Annotated in this window: 13 protein-coding genes, 1 tRNA gene and 1 other RNA gene; 6 read left to right on the top strand and 9 right to left on the bottom strand. The window is 46.3% G+C overall.

The features are described 5' to 3' along the window. Both QXV08_RS07765 and QXV08_RS07760 read right to left on the bottom strand, forming a co-directional pair. The coding region (locus tag QXV08_RS07765; protein WP_342821467.1) for an AbrB/MazE/SpoVT family DNA-binding domain-containing protein at positions 1 to 99 on the bottom strand (99 nt) is incomplete at its 3' end. Positions 100 to 222: 123 nt separating this feature from the next. Further along, complete coding sequence (locus QXV08_RS07760) at positions 223 to 1,032, bottom strand: phosphoribosyltransferase family protein (protein ID WP_342786275.1); 810 nt, start codon at positions 1,030 to 1,032, stop codon at positions 223 to 225. Positions 1,033 to 1,188: 156 nt separating this feature from the next. Between QXV08_RS07760 and QXV08_RS07755 the strand changes: the two genes are divergently transcribed. Together QXV08_RS07755 and QXV08_RS07750 are read left to right on the top strand one after the other, a co-directional pair. Beyond that, positions 1,189 to 1,593 carry a hypothetical protein gene (locus QXV08_RS07755; RefSeq protein ID WP_342786276.1) on the top strand — a complete coding sequence of 135 codons (405 nt, stop codon included), beginning with the start codon at positions 1,189 to 1,191 and terminating at the stop codon, positions 1,591 to 1,593. A gap of 1 nt (position 1,594) precedes the next feature. Continuing rightward, on the top strand, positions 1,595 to 3,247 hold the full coding sequence (locus tag QXV08_RS07750; protein WP_342786277.1) for a DEAD/DEAH box helicase: 1,653 nt from the start codon (positions 1,595 to 1,597) through the stop codon (positions 3,245 to 3,247). Between the two features lie 57 nt (positions 3,248 to 3,304). Here QXV08_RS07750 and QXV08_RS07745 read toward each other — a convergent pair whose 3' ends face one another. Together QXV08_RS07745 and albA are read right to left on the bottom strand one after the other, a co-directional pair. Beyond that, positions 3,305 to 3,958, bottom strand: coding sequence for a hypothetical protein (locus tag QXV08_RS07745; RefSeq protein ID WP_342786278.1), 654 nt, complete (start codon positions 3,956 to 3,958; stop codon positions 3,305 to 3,307). Between the two features lie 62 nt (positions 3,959 to 4,020). Further along, positions 4,021 to 4,311, bottom strand: coding sequence for a DNA-binding protein Alba (gene albA, locus QXV08_RS07740; RefSeq protein ID WP_014768092.1), 291 nt, complete (start codon positions 4,309 to 4,311; stop codon positions 4,021 to 4,023). A 457-nt stretch (positions 4,312 to 4,768) separates the two neighbouring features. On the opposite strand from albA, the gene rgy reads away from it, so the two are divergent. Next, positions 4,769 to 8,407, top strand: coding sequence for a reverse gyrase (gene rgy / locus QXV08_RS07735; RefSeq protein WP_342788179.1), 3,639 nt, complete (start codon positions 4,769 to 4,771; stop codon positions 8,405 to 8,407). Here the strand turns inward: rgy and QXV08_RS07730 are convergent. Next, positions 8,391 to 8,666, bottom strand: coding sequence for a DNA-binding protein (locus QXV08_RS07730; protein ID WP_342788180.1), 276 nt, complete (start codon positions 8,664 to 8,666; stop codon positions 8,391 to 8,393). The genes rgy and QXV08_RS07730 overlap by 17 nt on opposite strands. Positions 8,667 to 9,276: 610 nt before the next feature. Here QXV08_RS07730 and rnpB point away from each other — a divergent pair. Beyond that, positions 9,277 to 9,596, top strand: an RNA gene (gene rnpB / locus QXV08_RS07725) — RNase P RNA component. A 22-nt stretch (positions 9,597 to 9,618) separates the two neighbouring features. On the opposite strand, the gene QXV08_RS07720 is transcribed toward rnpB, so the two are convergent. Then, entirely contained in the window at positions 9,619 to 10,158 is a 540-nt protein-coding gene (locus QXV08_RS07720) for a DUF367 family protein (protein ID WP_342788181.1), read from the bottom strand. A 102-nt stretch (positions 10,159 to 10,260) separates the two neighbouring features. Here QXV08_RS07720 and QXV08_RS07715 point away from each other — a divergent pair, with 102 nt between their 5' ends. Beyond that, entirely contained in the window at positions 10,261 to 10,689 is a 429-nt protein-coding gene (locus tag QXV08_RS07715) for an Lrp/AsnC ligand binding domain-containing protein (RefSeq protein ID WP_342786282.1), read from the top strand. Positions 10,690 to 11,022: 333 nt separating this feature from the next. Next, positions 11,023 to 11,163, top strand: a complete 141-nt coding sequence (locus QXV08_RS07710; RefSeq protein WP_342821465.1) for a hypothetical protein — start codon at positions 11,023 to 11,025, stop codon at positions 11,161 to 11,163. 27 nt (positions 11,164 to 11,190) lie between these two features. Here QXV08_RS07710 and QXV08_RS07705 read toward each other — a convergent pair. The 3 genes from QXV08_RS07705 to QXV08_RS07695 all read right to left on the bottom strand — a co-directional run bounded on the left by QXV08_RS07705 (position 11,191) and on the right by QXV08_RS07695 (position 13,800). Beyond that, positions 11,191 to 11,294, bottom strand: a tRNA-Ala gene (locus QXV08_RS07705). Positions 11,295 to 11,387: 93 nt separating this feature from the next. Further along, positions 11,388 to 12,473, bottom strand: a complete 1,086-nt coding sequence (locus tag QXV08_RS07700) for a tyrosine--tRNA ligase (RefSeq protein WP_342786283.1) — start codon at positions 12,471 to 12,473, stop codon at positions 11,388 to 11,390. 640 nt (positions 12,474 to 13,113) lie between these two features. Continuing rightward, positions 13,114 to 13,800: a metal-dependent hydrolase gene (locus QXV08_RS07695; RefSeq protein ID WP_342786284.1), complete on the bottom strand. Its 687-nt coding sequence runs from the start codon at positions 13,798 to 13,800 to the stop codon at positions 13,114 to 13,116. Between the last annotated feature and the right edge of the window lie 37 nt (positions 13,801 to 13,837).

Genomic DNA, 13,837 nt, shown 5'->3' with positions numbered 1-13,837 from the left:
CATTCCCTCCCTTATATCGAAGAGCTCCCTCACAGCTATTGGTATGGTTATCCTGCCCTTTGAGTCTACTTTAACTGTCTCTTCTATCGTTGCCGGCATTCCGAATCACCTAAGTTATATCTTGATCTAATACATGCTTATAACTATGTCTTTCCCCCGTTAAGTCCTGGACACGGAATGATGTTTAAAGATATATACACTATTTAAATCTTCGTATCATGGTTACATGGTAAATGGGATTATCGTAAGTACCTTTATATTATACTCTTCGAGGCGCTCCCTCCAAATCTCGCCTAAGCCGAGTACTACTATTACATCAGTGATCTCAGCCCTCGACTTGGAAACCAGCTCCAATACCGCCTCCAGTGTTCTACCAGAGTACACTACATCGGATAATATCAATAGCTTATCTTTTCTACTCAGTAAATCCCTGTCAAGATAGAGGGTCTCTATATCCTTCGGGCTCTTCATGAATGAAGTACTATAGTATTGAATACCCGGATAACTCTTCCTCTTGACTAGAACTATGGGTGCGTTGAACTCTAGTGAAAGCATTGTGGCTAGTGGGAGCACTGCTTCGGCTGTAGCTATGATCTTTGTGACTTCTTTACCTGTTAACTCCAGGATCAATATTATGGAGAGTAGTCTAGCCACATAGGGGTCTTTAAGGACTCTCAGCAAGTCTATTATAGGGCTCTTCTCCTTCTCCACAAGGTCTCTGAGCAGGTAGCTTAAGTCTATTGAGAGAGATATCTTTGAGAGTATGAAGGCTGCCTGCTCGAAGCCAGGGATTATAGAGCCCCTCACATACCTGCAGAGCACGGACTCAGGGATACCGGTTATCTCATATAGGTCCTTGTAAGATAAATTAGGCTTGAGCAATCTAAGTACTTCACTAGCCATAAGCCTCATCTTGGTTCTATCGGCCTTACTCTTCGAGTGGGCTGCCATCAGCTTATCAGCGAAAGCCTTCACTTCGGACTCGCTGGGGCGCTTTACAACTAGTACCCTGCCACCTTTAACCCTAATCATACCTGACCTCCCATGATTAAATAAGTCTTAGTTATTTATCTTTAAATAAGGAATATAAAAATAATAATGACTCAACGGGATGAAGAGGGTTTTAAGAGCTGATTAAAGTGATGTAAAACCCACGCGACGACCATTCATAGAGGTGGTTAACAACCCGTGTTCAAGCTAGATGAAAAACTAGCATTGATCACTAGCCTAGAACACCTCTCAAGGATACTAGACGACGCCGTGGCAATGGGCTACGAGTACATCAGAACGTGTGGGCCATGTGGTGAGAGAAGAATATGTATATACCTACACCTGGAGAACACGGGTGAAGAAGTAGTGGTCAGGCTTCTCGGGGTCTCGGTGAAACTCGGCTTAGACACTGTTGTAGACGAGTATGTCACCCGTTTATTAAACTACTCTAAGGTGGTTAGGAGTCTTGGGGGAGCCGCTGAGTTCTATACTGATAAGACATACGCCCTTGGGGTATTCTATATGACATGCATGGATAAGCCGGTGTTAACGGACTACGAGCCCGTGGAATACGAGGATATACTAGTGCTTACAGGTGAGTGAATTGGTTTACTTTAAGGTAAAGAGGTGGCTTGAAGAAGACGAGTTTAGAGAGCTACTCAAGATCTCTGATTACATCGGGTATAGGGATGGATACCGCTTGTTCTCGCTGAACCCCGAGAAGGCGTTGAGGAATAACTATGGCGTTGAAGACGTGTTAAACCTCCTCAGGGATTTCAGCGCCGAACTCGAGGGCCCGCTAGAGGATCTAAAGAAGGCTTTCGACGAGTACTCGCCTCTAATAGAGTGGGATAATGTCAGGGGATATGTGATTCTACATGTACCTAGGACCATATACCCCAGGTTAAAGCACATCCTCTCCCTAGTAGAGGCTAAACGGAGCTCTGAAACTCCGTCAACCCTGGTCTTCAGGATACTCCCGTTGAACTCTGATTTACTGGGGAAGAGCCTTAGGAAGCTTGGTATCCCCGTTAAAGACCCCTTAGGGCTACTTGCATCTAAAAGCCTCCAGGTCAAGCCGGAGCTGAGAAATATAGCCTTGAGGGATTACCAGAGGGAGGCTCTGAGTAAATGGGTTGAGAACAATTACCGCGGGGTCATCGCCCTGCCCACGGGCTCGGGTAAAACATTGATCGGTGTTGCCGCGATAATTGAGAGGGCTGTCCGTAGTCTTATAATAGTATACACTAAGGAGCAGATGGTGCAGTGGAGGAATGCTATACTAGAGTACACTAGTGTACCGCAGTCAATGATAGGCTTGATCTATAGCGAGGAGAAGAAGATCGCGCCAATAACCATAACAACTTATCAAAGCGGCTTTCGCCAGATAAACGATATCTCGCCCTTCTTCGATTTATTAATAGTCGATGAAGTACATCACCTCCCAGCAGACAAGTTCAAGCATATAGCCGTGCATAGTATAGCTGGATACCGTATGGGGTTATCGGCAACACCGTTTAGGGAGGATGGGAGACACGAAGAATTGTTCCCATTACTCGGGGGTGTTATATACTATAAGACACCCCAGGACCTAGTGGCAATGGGTTACCTCGCACGCTACAGAGTGGAGACTATTAAGGTTAAGTTGAGCAGTGAAGAACGGAGACTATATGATGAATTAAGGAGGAAGTACTATAGCCTCGTGAATGGAAAGGAGTTTAAACAGGTCCTAGAGGAGGCGCGAACCAATGAAAAAGCCAGGGAAGCCCTCAGGGTGCATAGTCAGATGAGGAGTATACTTGCAAGGGCTAGGGCTAAGATAGAGAAAGCCGTGGAGATAGCTAGGAGGGAGCTGGAGAACGGGGGCAAGGTCATAGTTTTCACTCAGTATGTGGATCAAGCAAGGGAAATAAGCGAGAGGCTTAACGCATACTTATTGACTGGTGAGGTACCCACCAGCGAGAGGAAGCGCATACTAGAGGAGTTCAAGAGATCTGAGAAGGGTATACTGGTAGTTACAACCGTAGGTGATGAAGGACTAGATATACCTGACGCCAACGTAGGTATAATAGTCTCTGGCACCGGTTCGAGACGCCAGTTCATACAGAGGCTTGGGAGACTACTGAGGCCTAAGCCGGGTGGGAAGGAAGCCATCTTGTACGAGATAGTACTTGAGAAGACCAGTGAGGAGTTCCAGGCTAGAAGAAGGAAGACCACTGGTCTCGATGAGTTATTCGACACCCAGGACTATGAGTGAATCCTTCCATACTTAGTTACCGGGCTCATTTAATCACTAGTTGATACTGGACACCTATTACTGGAGGTAGACCAGTCCCAGTAATGCCCATTGAATAAGGCTGTCTAGACCCGGGGGCACTTTAACGCTAAGGGACACAACCCCCGCATCCCTGGTTCCCGATATGAGTGGGCGGAGTCCACTGCTTGTCTCACAATACATGTGGTTGAATATACTACTACCTGGGGGCTCGGCCTTGAAGTCTGTGAAGATGTGCCCATGTAATCCAGCTAGATAGACTAGTCTTTCATCAACTACTATGATCCTCCTACATTCCACGCTTGCATCCTCGACAACATAACATGTAGAATCAGTACATCCACTGCCCCTGTTCTTAACCGTGTTTAATAAGCCCAGGAGGTCGTCGACCCGTATACTGATGAAGTCGAGCCAGGTATCTCTTTCAGCTATGTATACTCTGCCTATTTCTCTCCTAACGTATTCCAGTAACCCCTCGGGTTCTTCAATGTTTCTGGAATCAACAATCTCTGTATAGGGGGATAATGCTATGGTGAGTATGTCCCCGGATACACGGGTGTCGATTGCTCCAGGCCTGTGGAGCACCCCTATCTCGCTAATGAAGCCTCTTAGAAACTTTAGGAGATCTATGTGTTTAGATAGTGATAGAGCGGTTGGCTCTATTAGTATTGAACCCGAGAATATCCTAGGCATCTCCTACAGCCGGTTTCTGGCGAATGGTTAATGGGTTAGGAAAAACTGTAAAAATACCGTGTTTACTCCTTCACCTTTATCTTTATCTCAATGATACTGACCCTGGATTCCCTTCCCTGCGGGTTGGTCACTGTCTGGCTGCCAATCTTTATCTCTTCTACATCGACCTTGCCTGGCAGGAACCTGTTCTTCACTATCTCTACGGTGTCAACCGCCTTGCTGATGGCTCTTCCACGAGCCTTGATATATATCTCTCTTACACCCTGGTGCACCAGAGTTAATACTGCAATAACATAGTTCATTACAGGCTTCTTACCTACTAGCACGGTGTTTGCACTTTGTGGCTGCGCCATATATTCCACCTCTTCCTTAGATTATATACTGGGATTTTTGAAATAGAGGGGGTTCTATAAAAACTTTTCGCTTTATATAATGTTAAGAATTGCCATTACTACTCATCTAATTGTTCTTCGTCCTCGTGATATTCATCATTATATTTGGTATTTGAAACCTTAAAACAAACCTTGCTAATACATTGTATTTCAATAGGGATGGGCCCATTGCAAACATGTTATTGATTCTATACGTTTTTAATTTTATTATTTTGTGACGACTACGTAGGTTACTTCTTACGAGTATGAGTGCTGTGATTTTGTAGATGCCGTAATGGTGGTGCGACCATTTGGCTAAATTATAAGCATGCTATCGAATGACTCCCAGATTTTCACAAATACAAATAGATATCGTAGTACTGGCTCCCCTGTTTTTAAATCCATCTTGTTAAAGCCATTGATCTAGTGAGGGATTGATTTGCCTGGTGCTTTTAACCCTTTATATAAGGGTTTCTGCCCGGTATGCGGCGGAGATATCTTGTCAAGCGAAGTAGAGCTACGTGGTTTCTGTAGCAGGTGTGCTAATAGTGGTTTAACGAGTATACTCAGGGATATTGCATCCGGTGGACTGGGTGATTTCGAGGAGTTCTTCAGAAGGGCTAGTAACGGGCTTAGTGTATGGGGAGCTCAGAGGATCTGGGCTAAGAGGCTTGTCTCCGGGGAGAACACTGTGTTGATCGCGCCAACTGGTATGGGTAAGACAACACTACTGATCATTTACTCGCTTTACGCGGCTAGGAGAGGTAAGAGAGTTGTCTATATAACACCAACGAGAACCCTCTTAACCCAGATCCACCGTAGACTAGTGGAGGCGGTTGAAAGGGCCGGGATTAATGGAGTCAACTTGATCGCTTATGATTCATCCATGAGTAAGAAGAAGAGGGAGGAGGTATTATCTAGGATTGAAAAAGGAGAGTATAACATACTCATCGCAACAAACGGCTTCCTATCGAGGAAGTCCGAGCTGCTTTCAAGGAGTAGACCAGATATAGTGATAGCTGACGATGTTGACAGCGTAGTGAGGAGTGAGAAGAATGTTCTGAGGCTACTGAGGATACTGGGCTATAGTGATGAAGTCATCGAGCTGGCTAAGAAGAGGATCAACCTTCTCTGGAGGCTAATGGTTAACAAGGCCTTCAATAACAACGATAAGTACGCTGAATTAGTAAAGGAGTACATAGAGGTGGACTCGCTCATCGAGAAAACACTCTCTAATACACGCCACGCACAATTCATCGTTGCATCAGCCACCGGCCGTATGAAAGGCTTAATGGGCAGGATCCTTAAGGAGCTACTCCATGTTGATATATCAGGCGTGACCATCTACGGGAGAGACGTCACCGATGCATACATGCTGATTAAACCAGGCGAACTACATGAGGAGCTAGCCAGGATCATTGAGAAGCTGGGTCCAGGAGGAATAATATATATGGCGCCACACCACCCGTTTAAGAACATGCTCAAGGAGGAATTAGATAAGGCTATGAACATTCTAGCAGGTAAAGGATTCAGAATAGGGGAGGCAACACCGGGTAATGTAGCAAGGCTGATCAAGGGGGAGCTCCACCTACTCACCGGTTCGGCAAGCTACTATGGGTCAAGCGTTAGAGGCATCGACGCCCCAGAGGCTATAAGGTACGTTGTATTCATCGGATCCCCGGTTTTCGCCACCAGCCTAGAGTCACTCCTAGCCAACCCAGGCATGATGATCCGTGTACTCCTTGAACTGGTTGACAGTAACGATGCCCGAAGCAGAGTGTTAGAGTTAAGGAGGCTCATCTACACGTTAACCCCTGGCGAGATGAGACTAGTTAAGCTGACCTTAACTGGTAAAATACCCGAGGAGGCCCTGTGGGCCAGCGAGAAGCTTTATTCAAAATACCAGGTGATAAAGCAGTATTACCAGGAAACACTGGAGAGAACCAGGTCTATCCTAGACGAGAAGGAGATCATGAATATTGGTACCTTAACCCTGGTGAAAGCCGGCGGCGACTACTACGCCTTAATACCCGATATAATGACATATATACAGGCGAGCGGTAGAACAAGCAGGCTATACGGCTCCAGGATGACCCATGGGCTCTCAATAGTATTTGAGTACATGACCCTCTACAACACTGTAAAAGGCCTTGAAGCCAGGCTGAAGGGCTTAAACAAGGAGCTGGTGTTCATAGACCTAGCCAGCGTCGACCTGGACTCTGAGGTCAAGGCGATTGAATCGACCAGGAGGAATAATAATTTCTCTCCTGGGATGAGTTACAGGTCCATCCTAGTGGTAGTAGAGTCGCCAACCAAGGCTAAGACGATAGCTAGATTCTTCGGCAAACCGGTTGCCAGGAAGCTCGGCGATGTAACTGTCTACGAGATCCCTGTTAAAATAGGTGGGGAAATAATTCACTTAAACATAGTGCCGACACGTGGACACATCTTCGATCTAACAACCAGCGGGGAGGGATACTATGGTGTTGTCATCGCTGATAACAGGGTTACACCCGTATACGAGTACATAAAGAAGTGCAGGCTCTGCGGGACACAGTTCACCACAGGCGATCACTGCCCAAGATGCGGTAGCAGGTTATACAGTGATTCAAGGACGATTGTAGCCGCTTTGAGAAAGATAGCCGGCGAGGTCGATGAGGTATATATAGCAACCGACCCAGATATCGAAGGTGAGAAGATAGCCTACGACGTCTACTTAGCCGTAAAGTATTACAATGAGAAAGTATGGAGGATAGAACTGCATGAGATAACACTACAGGAGTTCCTTAAAGCCATTAACAACAAGAGGAGTATTAACCAACGGCTAGTCGAGGGCGAGATATATAGGAGAGTGCTCGATAGGCTGGTTGGATTCAAGCTAAGCCAGGAGTTACAGAATATATATGGATTAAGGTTCCTTGGTGCAGGCAGGGTTCAAACACCAACCCTGGGGCTCGTGATAGATAGGTACGAGGAGTATGTGAGAAGCAAGTGTAAGAAGATACGGTTTAAGCTTGGCTCACCATTGAACATCATCTACAGTGTTTTCATGGAGAAGAATTCAGAAGTAATCAGGGAGTTGAAGATGGCCAAGATGCTTAAACTGGTTAGGGTGGGCAGGGAGATAGTTACTATAACGCCTAAACCACCGTATACAACAGACGAGCTCCTAAGCGACGCCGCCAAGCTGAATCTACACACTGGTATAGCGATGAGTATCGCTCAGCAATTATTCGAAGCTGGACTAATAACCTACCACAGGACTGATAGCCACTATGTAAGTAATACAGGCATAGGCATCGCGATGAAGTATATCGAGGGGAAGAAGTTGGAGGACTATGCGCGACCAAGCCACTGGGGCTCGCCGGGCACGCATGAAGCAATAAGGCCTGTCTACCCCTACGATCTCGACGACTTGCTGAAGGCTGTATCTGAGGGGGTGATTAACACCGTGATACCTTTGACCGGACTACACTTAAAACTCTACGACCTAATATTCAAGCGGTTCATCTCAAGCCAGCTGAAGCCGTTTAAAGCCGTTAAATCTATTTACGCAGTATACTTCAATGAGTTTAAACTCGGCGAGATAGAGTTGCTAACCAACATAGTGGAGGAGGGCTTCAACGTCTTTGAGAAAATCAGAGTCTATAGGGAGCTGGATACCGTGGAATCTATTGAAGTCCCCGTGGAAGAGATATCTGTGGTGGATTCAAGTAAATCACCACTCTTCACTGAGGGTGAATTAGTGTCATTGATGAAGAAACTAGGCCTTGGGAGGCCGAGCACCTACTCGAAGATAATTGAGAGCATTAAAAGACATGGCTACGTATTCGTCTCTAAGAAGAGGCTAAAGCTTATTCCATCTAAGAGAGGAATAGAGGTCTACGGGTATCTCAGGGATAGATACCCCGAACTAGCATCTATTGAGGCCACGCGAAGGCTCGAGGAATCGATAGATAAGATAATTAATGGTGAAGCAGATGCATTGGTCTACCTAACTGACATAGGGTCCAGGCTAAACATGTTTTACTCAATCAGCATGGTTAATAGAGGTGGCCTCGCTAGTACTTCCTCCTGATCTCGATAACTATATAGGGTTTAATCCTACCGCGAACCTTCTCACTCCCGATCCCTACGTTGACGAGTTCGATGCTACTCCCCATCCTGGAGACGAGCATGTTGTATAGGTCGACAGCCTTACTTATATTGGGGCCGACGCCCTTCAACACGAGCTTGTCACTACCCTCCTGGAATATTAATATTACCTCTACAATGTAATCCTCAAGCGGTTTTTTGCCAATATTCAGGATTCTCGCTGAATCCACATGTTTCACCATGTTTAGGAAACAAAAGGTTAAGATATATAAGCTTTCCCATATTGAAGCTTCCAGTGGAAACAATGGGGTAGAACCGAAACTTCTGGTGTATGATTGCGACTGGAAAACCATAGGTGATCAATCATAAACCTCTGGTTCCAGGGTTGGAATGCGACTGGAGTGGGACGGATCTTCAATAGGATCTACTTTTTTCCCACTCGAAGAACCTTTGGTTCCAGGGGTAGGATGCCGGTGGAACAGGGGGTCTTGGACCCCCACCCCTTCACTTCCACTGCAAATCAATACCGAGGAAACTCCATTAATCAATTATATTGAAGAGATCGCAGTCTTTAGTTTGTATAATGATGCATTTGTATAATGATTGATCAACTAATGAGATCACTTAATTAGTCATTTTAATAAATCATAAGGTTATAGTCTCCAGTGGAAGTGAAGGGGTGGGGGTTTCCATTGGGGTTTATAAACTGATCTTAATTGAAACCTAAGGTTCCACCCCTAGGTTGCCGGTGGAAAAGACTCCAGTGGAAAATTCCCTTAGAGATATTTCTATTCTTTTCGGGGAGGCACTTTTCAGCTAGTTTAATTAGGGTGTAGACGAATAGATTAAAATGCGGCCGGGTGCCCCACCAACGCTCCGGATACGTGATGGAGTGAGGAAACTCCGCACTCCCCGTGGCAGTACGGCCCCGAAAGGGGCACGGGTAGTCCCCGTGGCTCCGGCACAGAAACGACACGGCCACCACCATGTGGCGATGAAATGAGTGGCCCCTGGTAACAGGGGTCTTAAGTCATGGAGGACGGTGGTGGAGGCGTTGAAACGGCCGTCCCGTACGGAGCAAGGCCCGGTCCCGGGGTGAGGGCCACGCGACCGGTGTGGGCCGCATAGACGAATGTGGGGTTGAAACAGAATGCGGGTTACTACCCGGCCGCGCCCCAGTTTGATCTGCTTGATTTAGCAGGGCTTATTACTACCCCAGTACTCGATTATTGTCAACTCTAATTCACTAAGGGATTTAACTGAGGCATAAGCCTTTAGTAGTTCCTTGTTGAGCTCGTGGAACGTCTCCATCCACTTGTATGTATTCAATAGCTCGGTATAGTCCTCGGCGAACCCGGTTATATATAGTGATGCCGCGACAGCTTCCACACTTGAGAGCATGCATGGCTTACCATAGTTTACTGGGTTGCCCGGTAGCAATGGCGGTAGTCTTACATGAATGCCTCTCAACCCATGGAATTTAGAATATGTGAGTTTTCTCCAGCTGGCATCCACCACCAGCACTCCACGGGCCTCTACATCTCCACGAAGCCATGGGCCTAGGTAGTTGCTTGAAAACGGATTTAATATGACTGGCCTCTTATACTTCAACTCCCTTGGACTAATCACTCTGGCTATGTTCATCCTCACCATTTTAGCCGCGGTATTCTTTGAGGGATCATCCTCGTGGTATAGTAGAACATATATCCTTGTATTCAAACGGTATTGCACCATAGAGCTGGCTGATTTCACCATGGATTCAGATATCTTCAAGCTCTTTTATATGGGTGCCACGAACTGGTATCTACTAATCTTATAATAGATTGGGGCGTCACTTTGCTCACCCCGCATGGTTTGAAGATCGCTCTCGGCACTGATGGCTACTCTACTATCATTATGGCAGAAGAATACATCCAAGCATCCATAATAGCTGGAGTATTTGAAAGCTTATTAATAAGCCCTGTAAAGAAATCTTTATTATTCCTCTTCATATATATTATAATGGGGAGTGAGATGGCGAAATCATCTGCAATAATCCTCCTTCAAACCGAGATTGGTACAGAGGCCAAGGTCCTCGATGAATTATTCAAAATACCCGAGGTAAAGGAGGCATATGTAGTTTACGGGACATATGATATAGTATTAAAAATTGAGACAGACGCCCTTGAGAAGGTAAGGGAGATAGTTACGAATAAGATAAGGCGATTCCCCGATATAAGAACGACTGTTACAATGATTGTTGTTGAGGAGAGAATTAGACAATAAATCTTGTACTTATCTCATCTTTTTTATCATAGTTTAAGTCAACGAGTTCATGACGTTTTTCCCGCCTTTGTCTATTGCCTTGGTTTTTATATGGATTTATGGAGGCTAATATTAATTTCACCTAGTCCCCGTTCCTCAAAAAGCTATAGGGTATTTATTACAACTGAAAGCCTCGCCCCCTTCAAGACGGGGAGGAGGTCAGTGATTGATGGTACTGCAATGAACTCGGTGAGCAGTTGCGAGGAGGACTCCTAGTGGACCGCTCTTCGCCGAGGGGAGCATGGCTCCCGCAGATGGGAAGAATGGAATGGGGGAGCCGTGATGAACCCACCCGTGTCTGACAAAGTTCGCTACAGTTTGATAGATGAGGGCATGGTTCGGGTAAACGGCATGAAGACAAGCGGTGAATCAACCACCATAAACCATGGTGAAAACCAACCCATCGGCGGAGAGGGGTTCACTAGGAGACCCTAGAATCCTTTAAAAGGGTGATGTGAAAAGTGGACCGGCCGGGACTTGAACCCGGGACCTCCGCCTTTCCTCGACCTCGGTGTAGCCTGGAAGCCATGCAAGGGCGGCGCTCTTCCAGGCTGAGCTACCGGCCCACCCATTATCTACTGTGATTAATTAGCCGGGTTTTAAAGATTCACAAGCTAGAAGCTTATGATATTAATTTCCCTAGTAACTAATCCACGACTCTACCTTGTAACCTTTGCCTTCAGCAACTCCTCCAAGATCCCCTTTGCCATGGGATCACTTTCTATTCGTCTCCTTATAGGGTCTAGGAGCCTATTCAATGCTTTTGCTGTCGCCTTCTTCAAGTCTAATGGGTGTATCTCGCCTTTCACATACATTCTTTCCAGGTCACTATAACTCTCGATCACTATGGTTCCCCCGTATTTCTCGGGTCTTTCAACCACTAGCTTGAAGCCTTCTTGCTGGAATAACAGGTATTTATTCAACTCTATCACAGGGTTCAACTCGGTGATTCGCTGTGGACAGTATGCTTTAAGTATTTTCTCCTCGACGACTTCTGGTGGGTCATGGACAAAGATCGCTGTCTCAGGCTTACTCTTACTCATCTTGACGTCTGAGGCTATTTCATCGTACTCCCTGCCCTCCATTCTTCCACCGGGGCCCTGGAGCCCCGTGATTATCGGGGTGTGGAGTGCAACTGGTTTTCTGCGTCCTAGTTTCTCAGCTATATCTCTAGTCAGCATATGGGCTTTTCTCTGATCCATTCCGCCAAGGGCTATGTCAAGGTCTAGGTAGAATATATCTGTCACCTGCATCAATGGGTATATTAGCTTCGAGAAATCCGTCTCGCCCTCATCCATCTTACGACCCATTATAGTGAGTGCCCTCTTGACCCTCGCTAGACTACTATGCTTCGCCGCCTTCAATAATAGTCCCCAGTACTCTTTATCACTTGCCAGCTCTTCTGCATCCACATACTTAATCCTTGTCTCAGGTACACCTATAGCGTCTAGTATTATCCTCGTGTATCTGGCAGCCTTACGGATCATCTCCATGTCCCCGCCTAGCTTATCATTGATGTAAGCGTGCCATGTTGCCTCCAGGATGTAGAAGTCGACCCCGGCGTTCACGAGATCCCTGACCTTAAACATCCAGACAAGCCATCCAACATGGACTAATCCGCTGGGCTCGAAGCCGAGGTATCCTTTTGGGCGCTCTTTATCCTCGAAGATCTTCCTGAGCTCCTCAACTGTTATTACCTCGAGGACGTTGCGTGTAGCTAATTTCACCTTTTCATCTACATCCATGGGATCACCGGTTCTAAATTAATCTCGAGTTATTACTTTATATTATTGGATCACCGGTTCTAATAAATCAATCGACTTCTTCCAGCCCTAAGGGTATATATTTGTTTCTGGTTTGAAGGTTCTTCAAGGTTTTGTAGGCTGAGTGCTCTCCTTGCTTTACTTGTTATGGATTTATAAGCTGAGGACACAAGTCTAGTGGCGTCTCCTTGACTCCCGAGACCCAGGAGAAGCCGTGTAAACCAGCCCACGGAAACCCGGAAAAACCATAAGCAGGAAACGGCGAGGCCTTTTGGTTGTAATGCAGGTTTATACCCCTTTAACAACATAGTTGGAAATAACAGCCCCGCCCCCACCTAGAGGAGCTTGTGGGAGGAGAGCCGCATGGCCTCGATGACCACAAGTGTTAGGGGTGGGGGACATCGCTCGGTTTTTAAGTCATCTTAGCCGAGACTCGATTCTGACCTCCTCTCCGCCCTGAAGGTGGTCACGGGTTCCCCACATCTATTCGGGTTTACATTCCTCATTTCCAGGGTAATCGGGTGATCATAGCTCCCTAATGCTCGGCCTCAGTTGTAAAAACACGTGGTTTTAAGCATGTTGTTAACCAGGAGGATGGATCGTGTCGTTGCTGTGATTGTTTTCACGGATATGCTAGCGTCTCTCCCGGCTTTAACACCACTACCCTTGTACTTGTTCTGGATTCAACCATGTTCTTGAATTCGATGGGGTTGGCTTGTATTAGTGGGAACGTATTGTAGTGCATTGGTATAGCTATCCTTGGCTTTATTAATTCAACAGCTTTGACTGCTTCACGAACACCCATTGTAAAATGTCCTCCTATTGGTAGCATGGCTACATCGGGTTTATACAGCTCTCCTATAAGGGTCATTTCGCTGAATAACCCGGTGTCCCCTGCATGGTATAATGTTATATCCTTTCCTCGTATAACGACCCCTACCGGTGCCCCCTTGTTACTACTGTGTGTAGCCGGTGTTAGAATCACCTCGAGATCCGGGATCCTCAATGGGCCACCGATATTTCCCCCTATAGACTTTACTCCTTTCTCCTCGCTGTACAACGCTATCTCATATATACCAATTATGGTTGCACTGGTTTCCCTGGCTAACTCTACAGCGTTCCCGAGGTGGTCTCCGTGATCATGTGTGATTATAATGTAGTCGAGCCTTCTATCCTTGTAGTCGGCTAGTTTAACCGGGCTTAACGGGTTTTCGACCCATGGATCTATGGCTATGTTTTTCACAGCTCCATCAAGACCTGTAAGGGTTATCTCGAAGAAGCTGTGTCCAAGATACTTGATTACAGCCATTGGATTCACCCAGTGTTCATAATATATCATATAAGTA

The organism is Desulfurococcus sp., assembly GCF_038881575.1.
GTDB lineage: Archaea > Thermoproteota > Thermoprotei_A > Sulfolobales > Desulfurococcaceae > Desulfurococcus.
Note: the sequence above shows the minus strand (reverse complement) of the source record. Positions and strands in the feature narration are given on the sequence as shown.

What these genes read in the sequence shown, in the direction of transcription:
- QXV08_RS07760 (WP_342786275.1), bottom strand. Translation starts at nt 1,032, where the DNA reads ATGATTAGGGTTAAAGGTGGCAGGGTACTAGTTGTAAAGCGCCCCAGC.
- QXV08_RS07745 (WP_342786278.1), bottom strand. Translation starts at nt 3,958, where the DNA reads ATGCCTAGGATATTCTCGGGTTCAATACTAATAGAGCCAACCGCTCTA.
- albA (WP_014768092.1), bottom strand. Translation starts at nt 4,311, where the DNA reads ATGGCGCAGCCACAAAGTGCAAACACCGTGCTAGTAGGTAAGAAGCCT.
- QXV08_RS07730 (WP_342788180.1), bottom strand. Translation starts at nt 8,666, where the DNA reads ATGGTGAAACATGTGGATTCAGCGAGAATCCTGAATATTGGCAAAAAA.
- QXV08_RS07720 (WP_342788181.1), bottom strand. Translation starts at nt 10,158, where the DNA reads ATGGTGCAATACCGTTTGAATACAAGGATATATGTTCTACTATACCAC.
- QXV08_RS07700 (WP_342786283.1), bottom strand. Translation starts at nt 12,473, where the DNA reads ATGGATGTAGATGAAAAGGTGAAATTAGCTACACGCAACGTCCTCGAG.
- QXV08_RS07695 (WP_342786284.1), bottom strand. Translation starts at nt 13,800, where the DNA reads ATGGCTGTAATCAAGTATCTTGGACACAGCTTCTTCGAGATAACCCTT.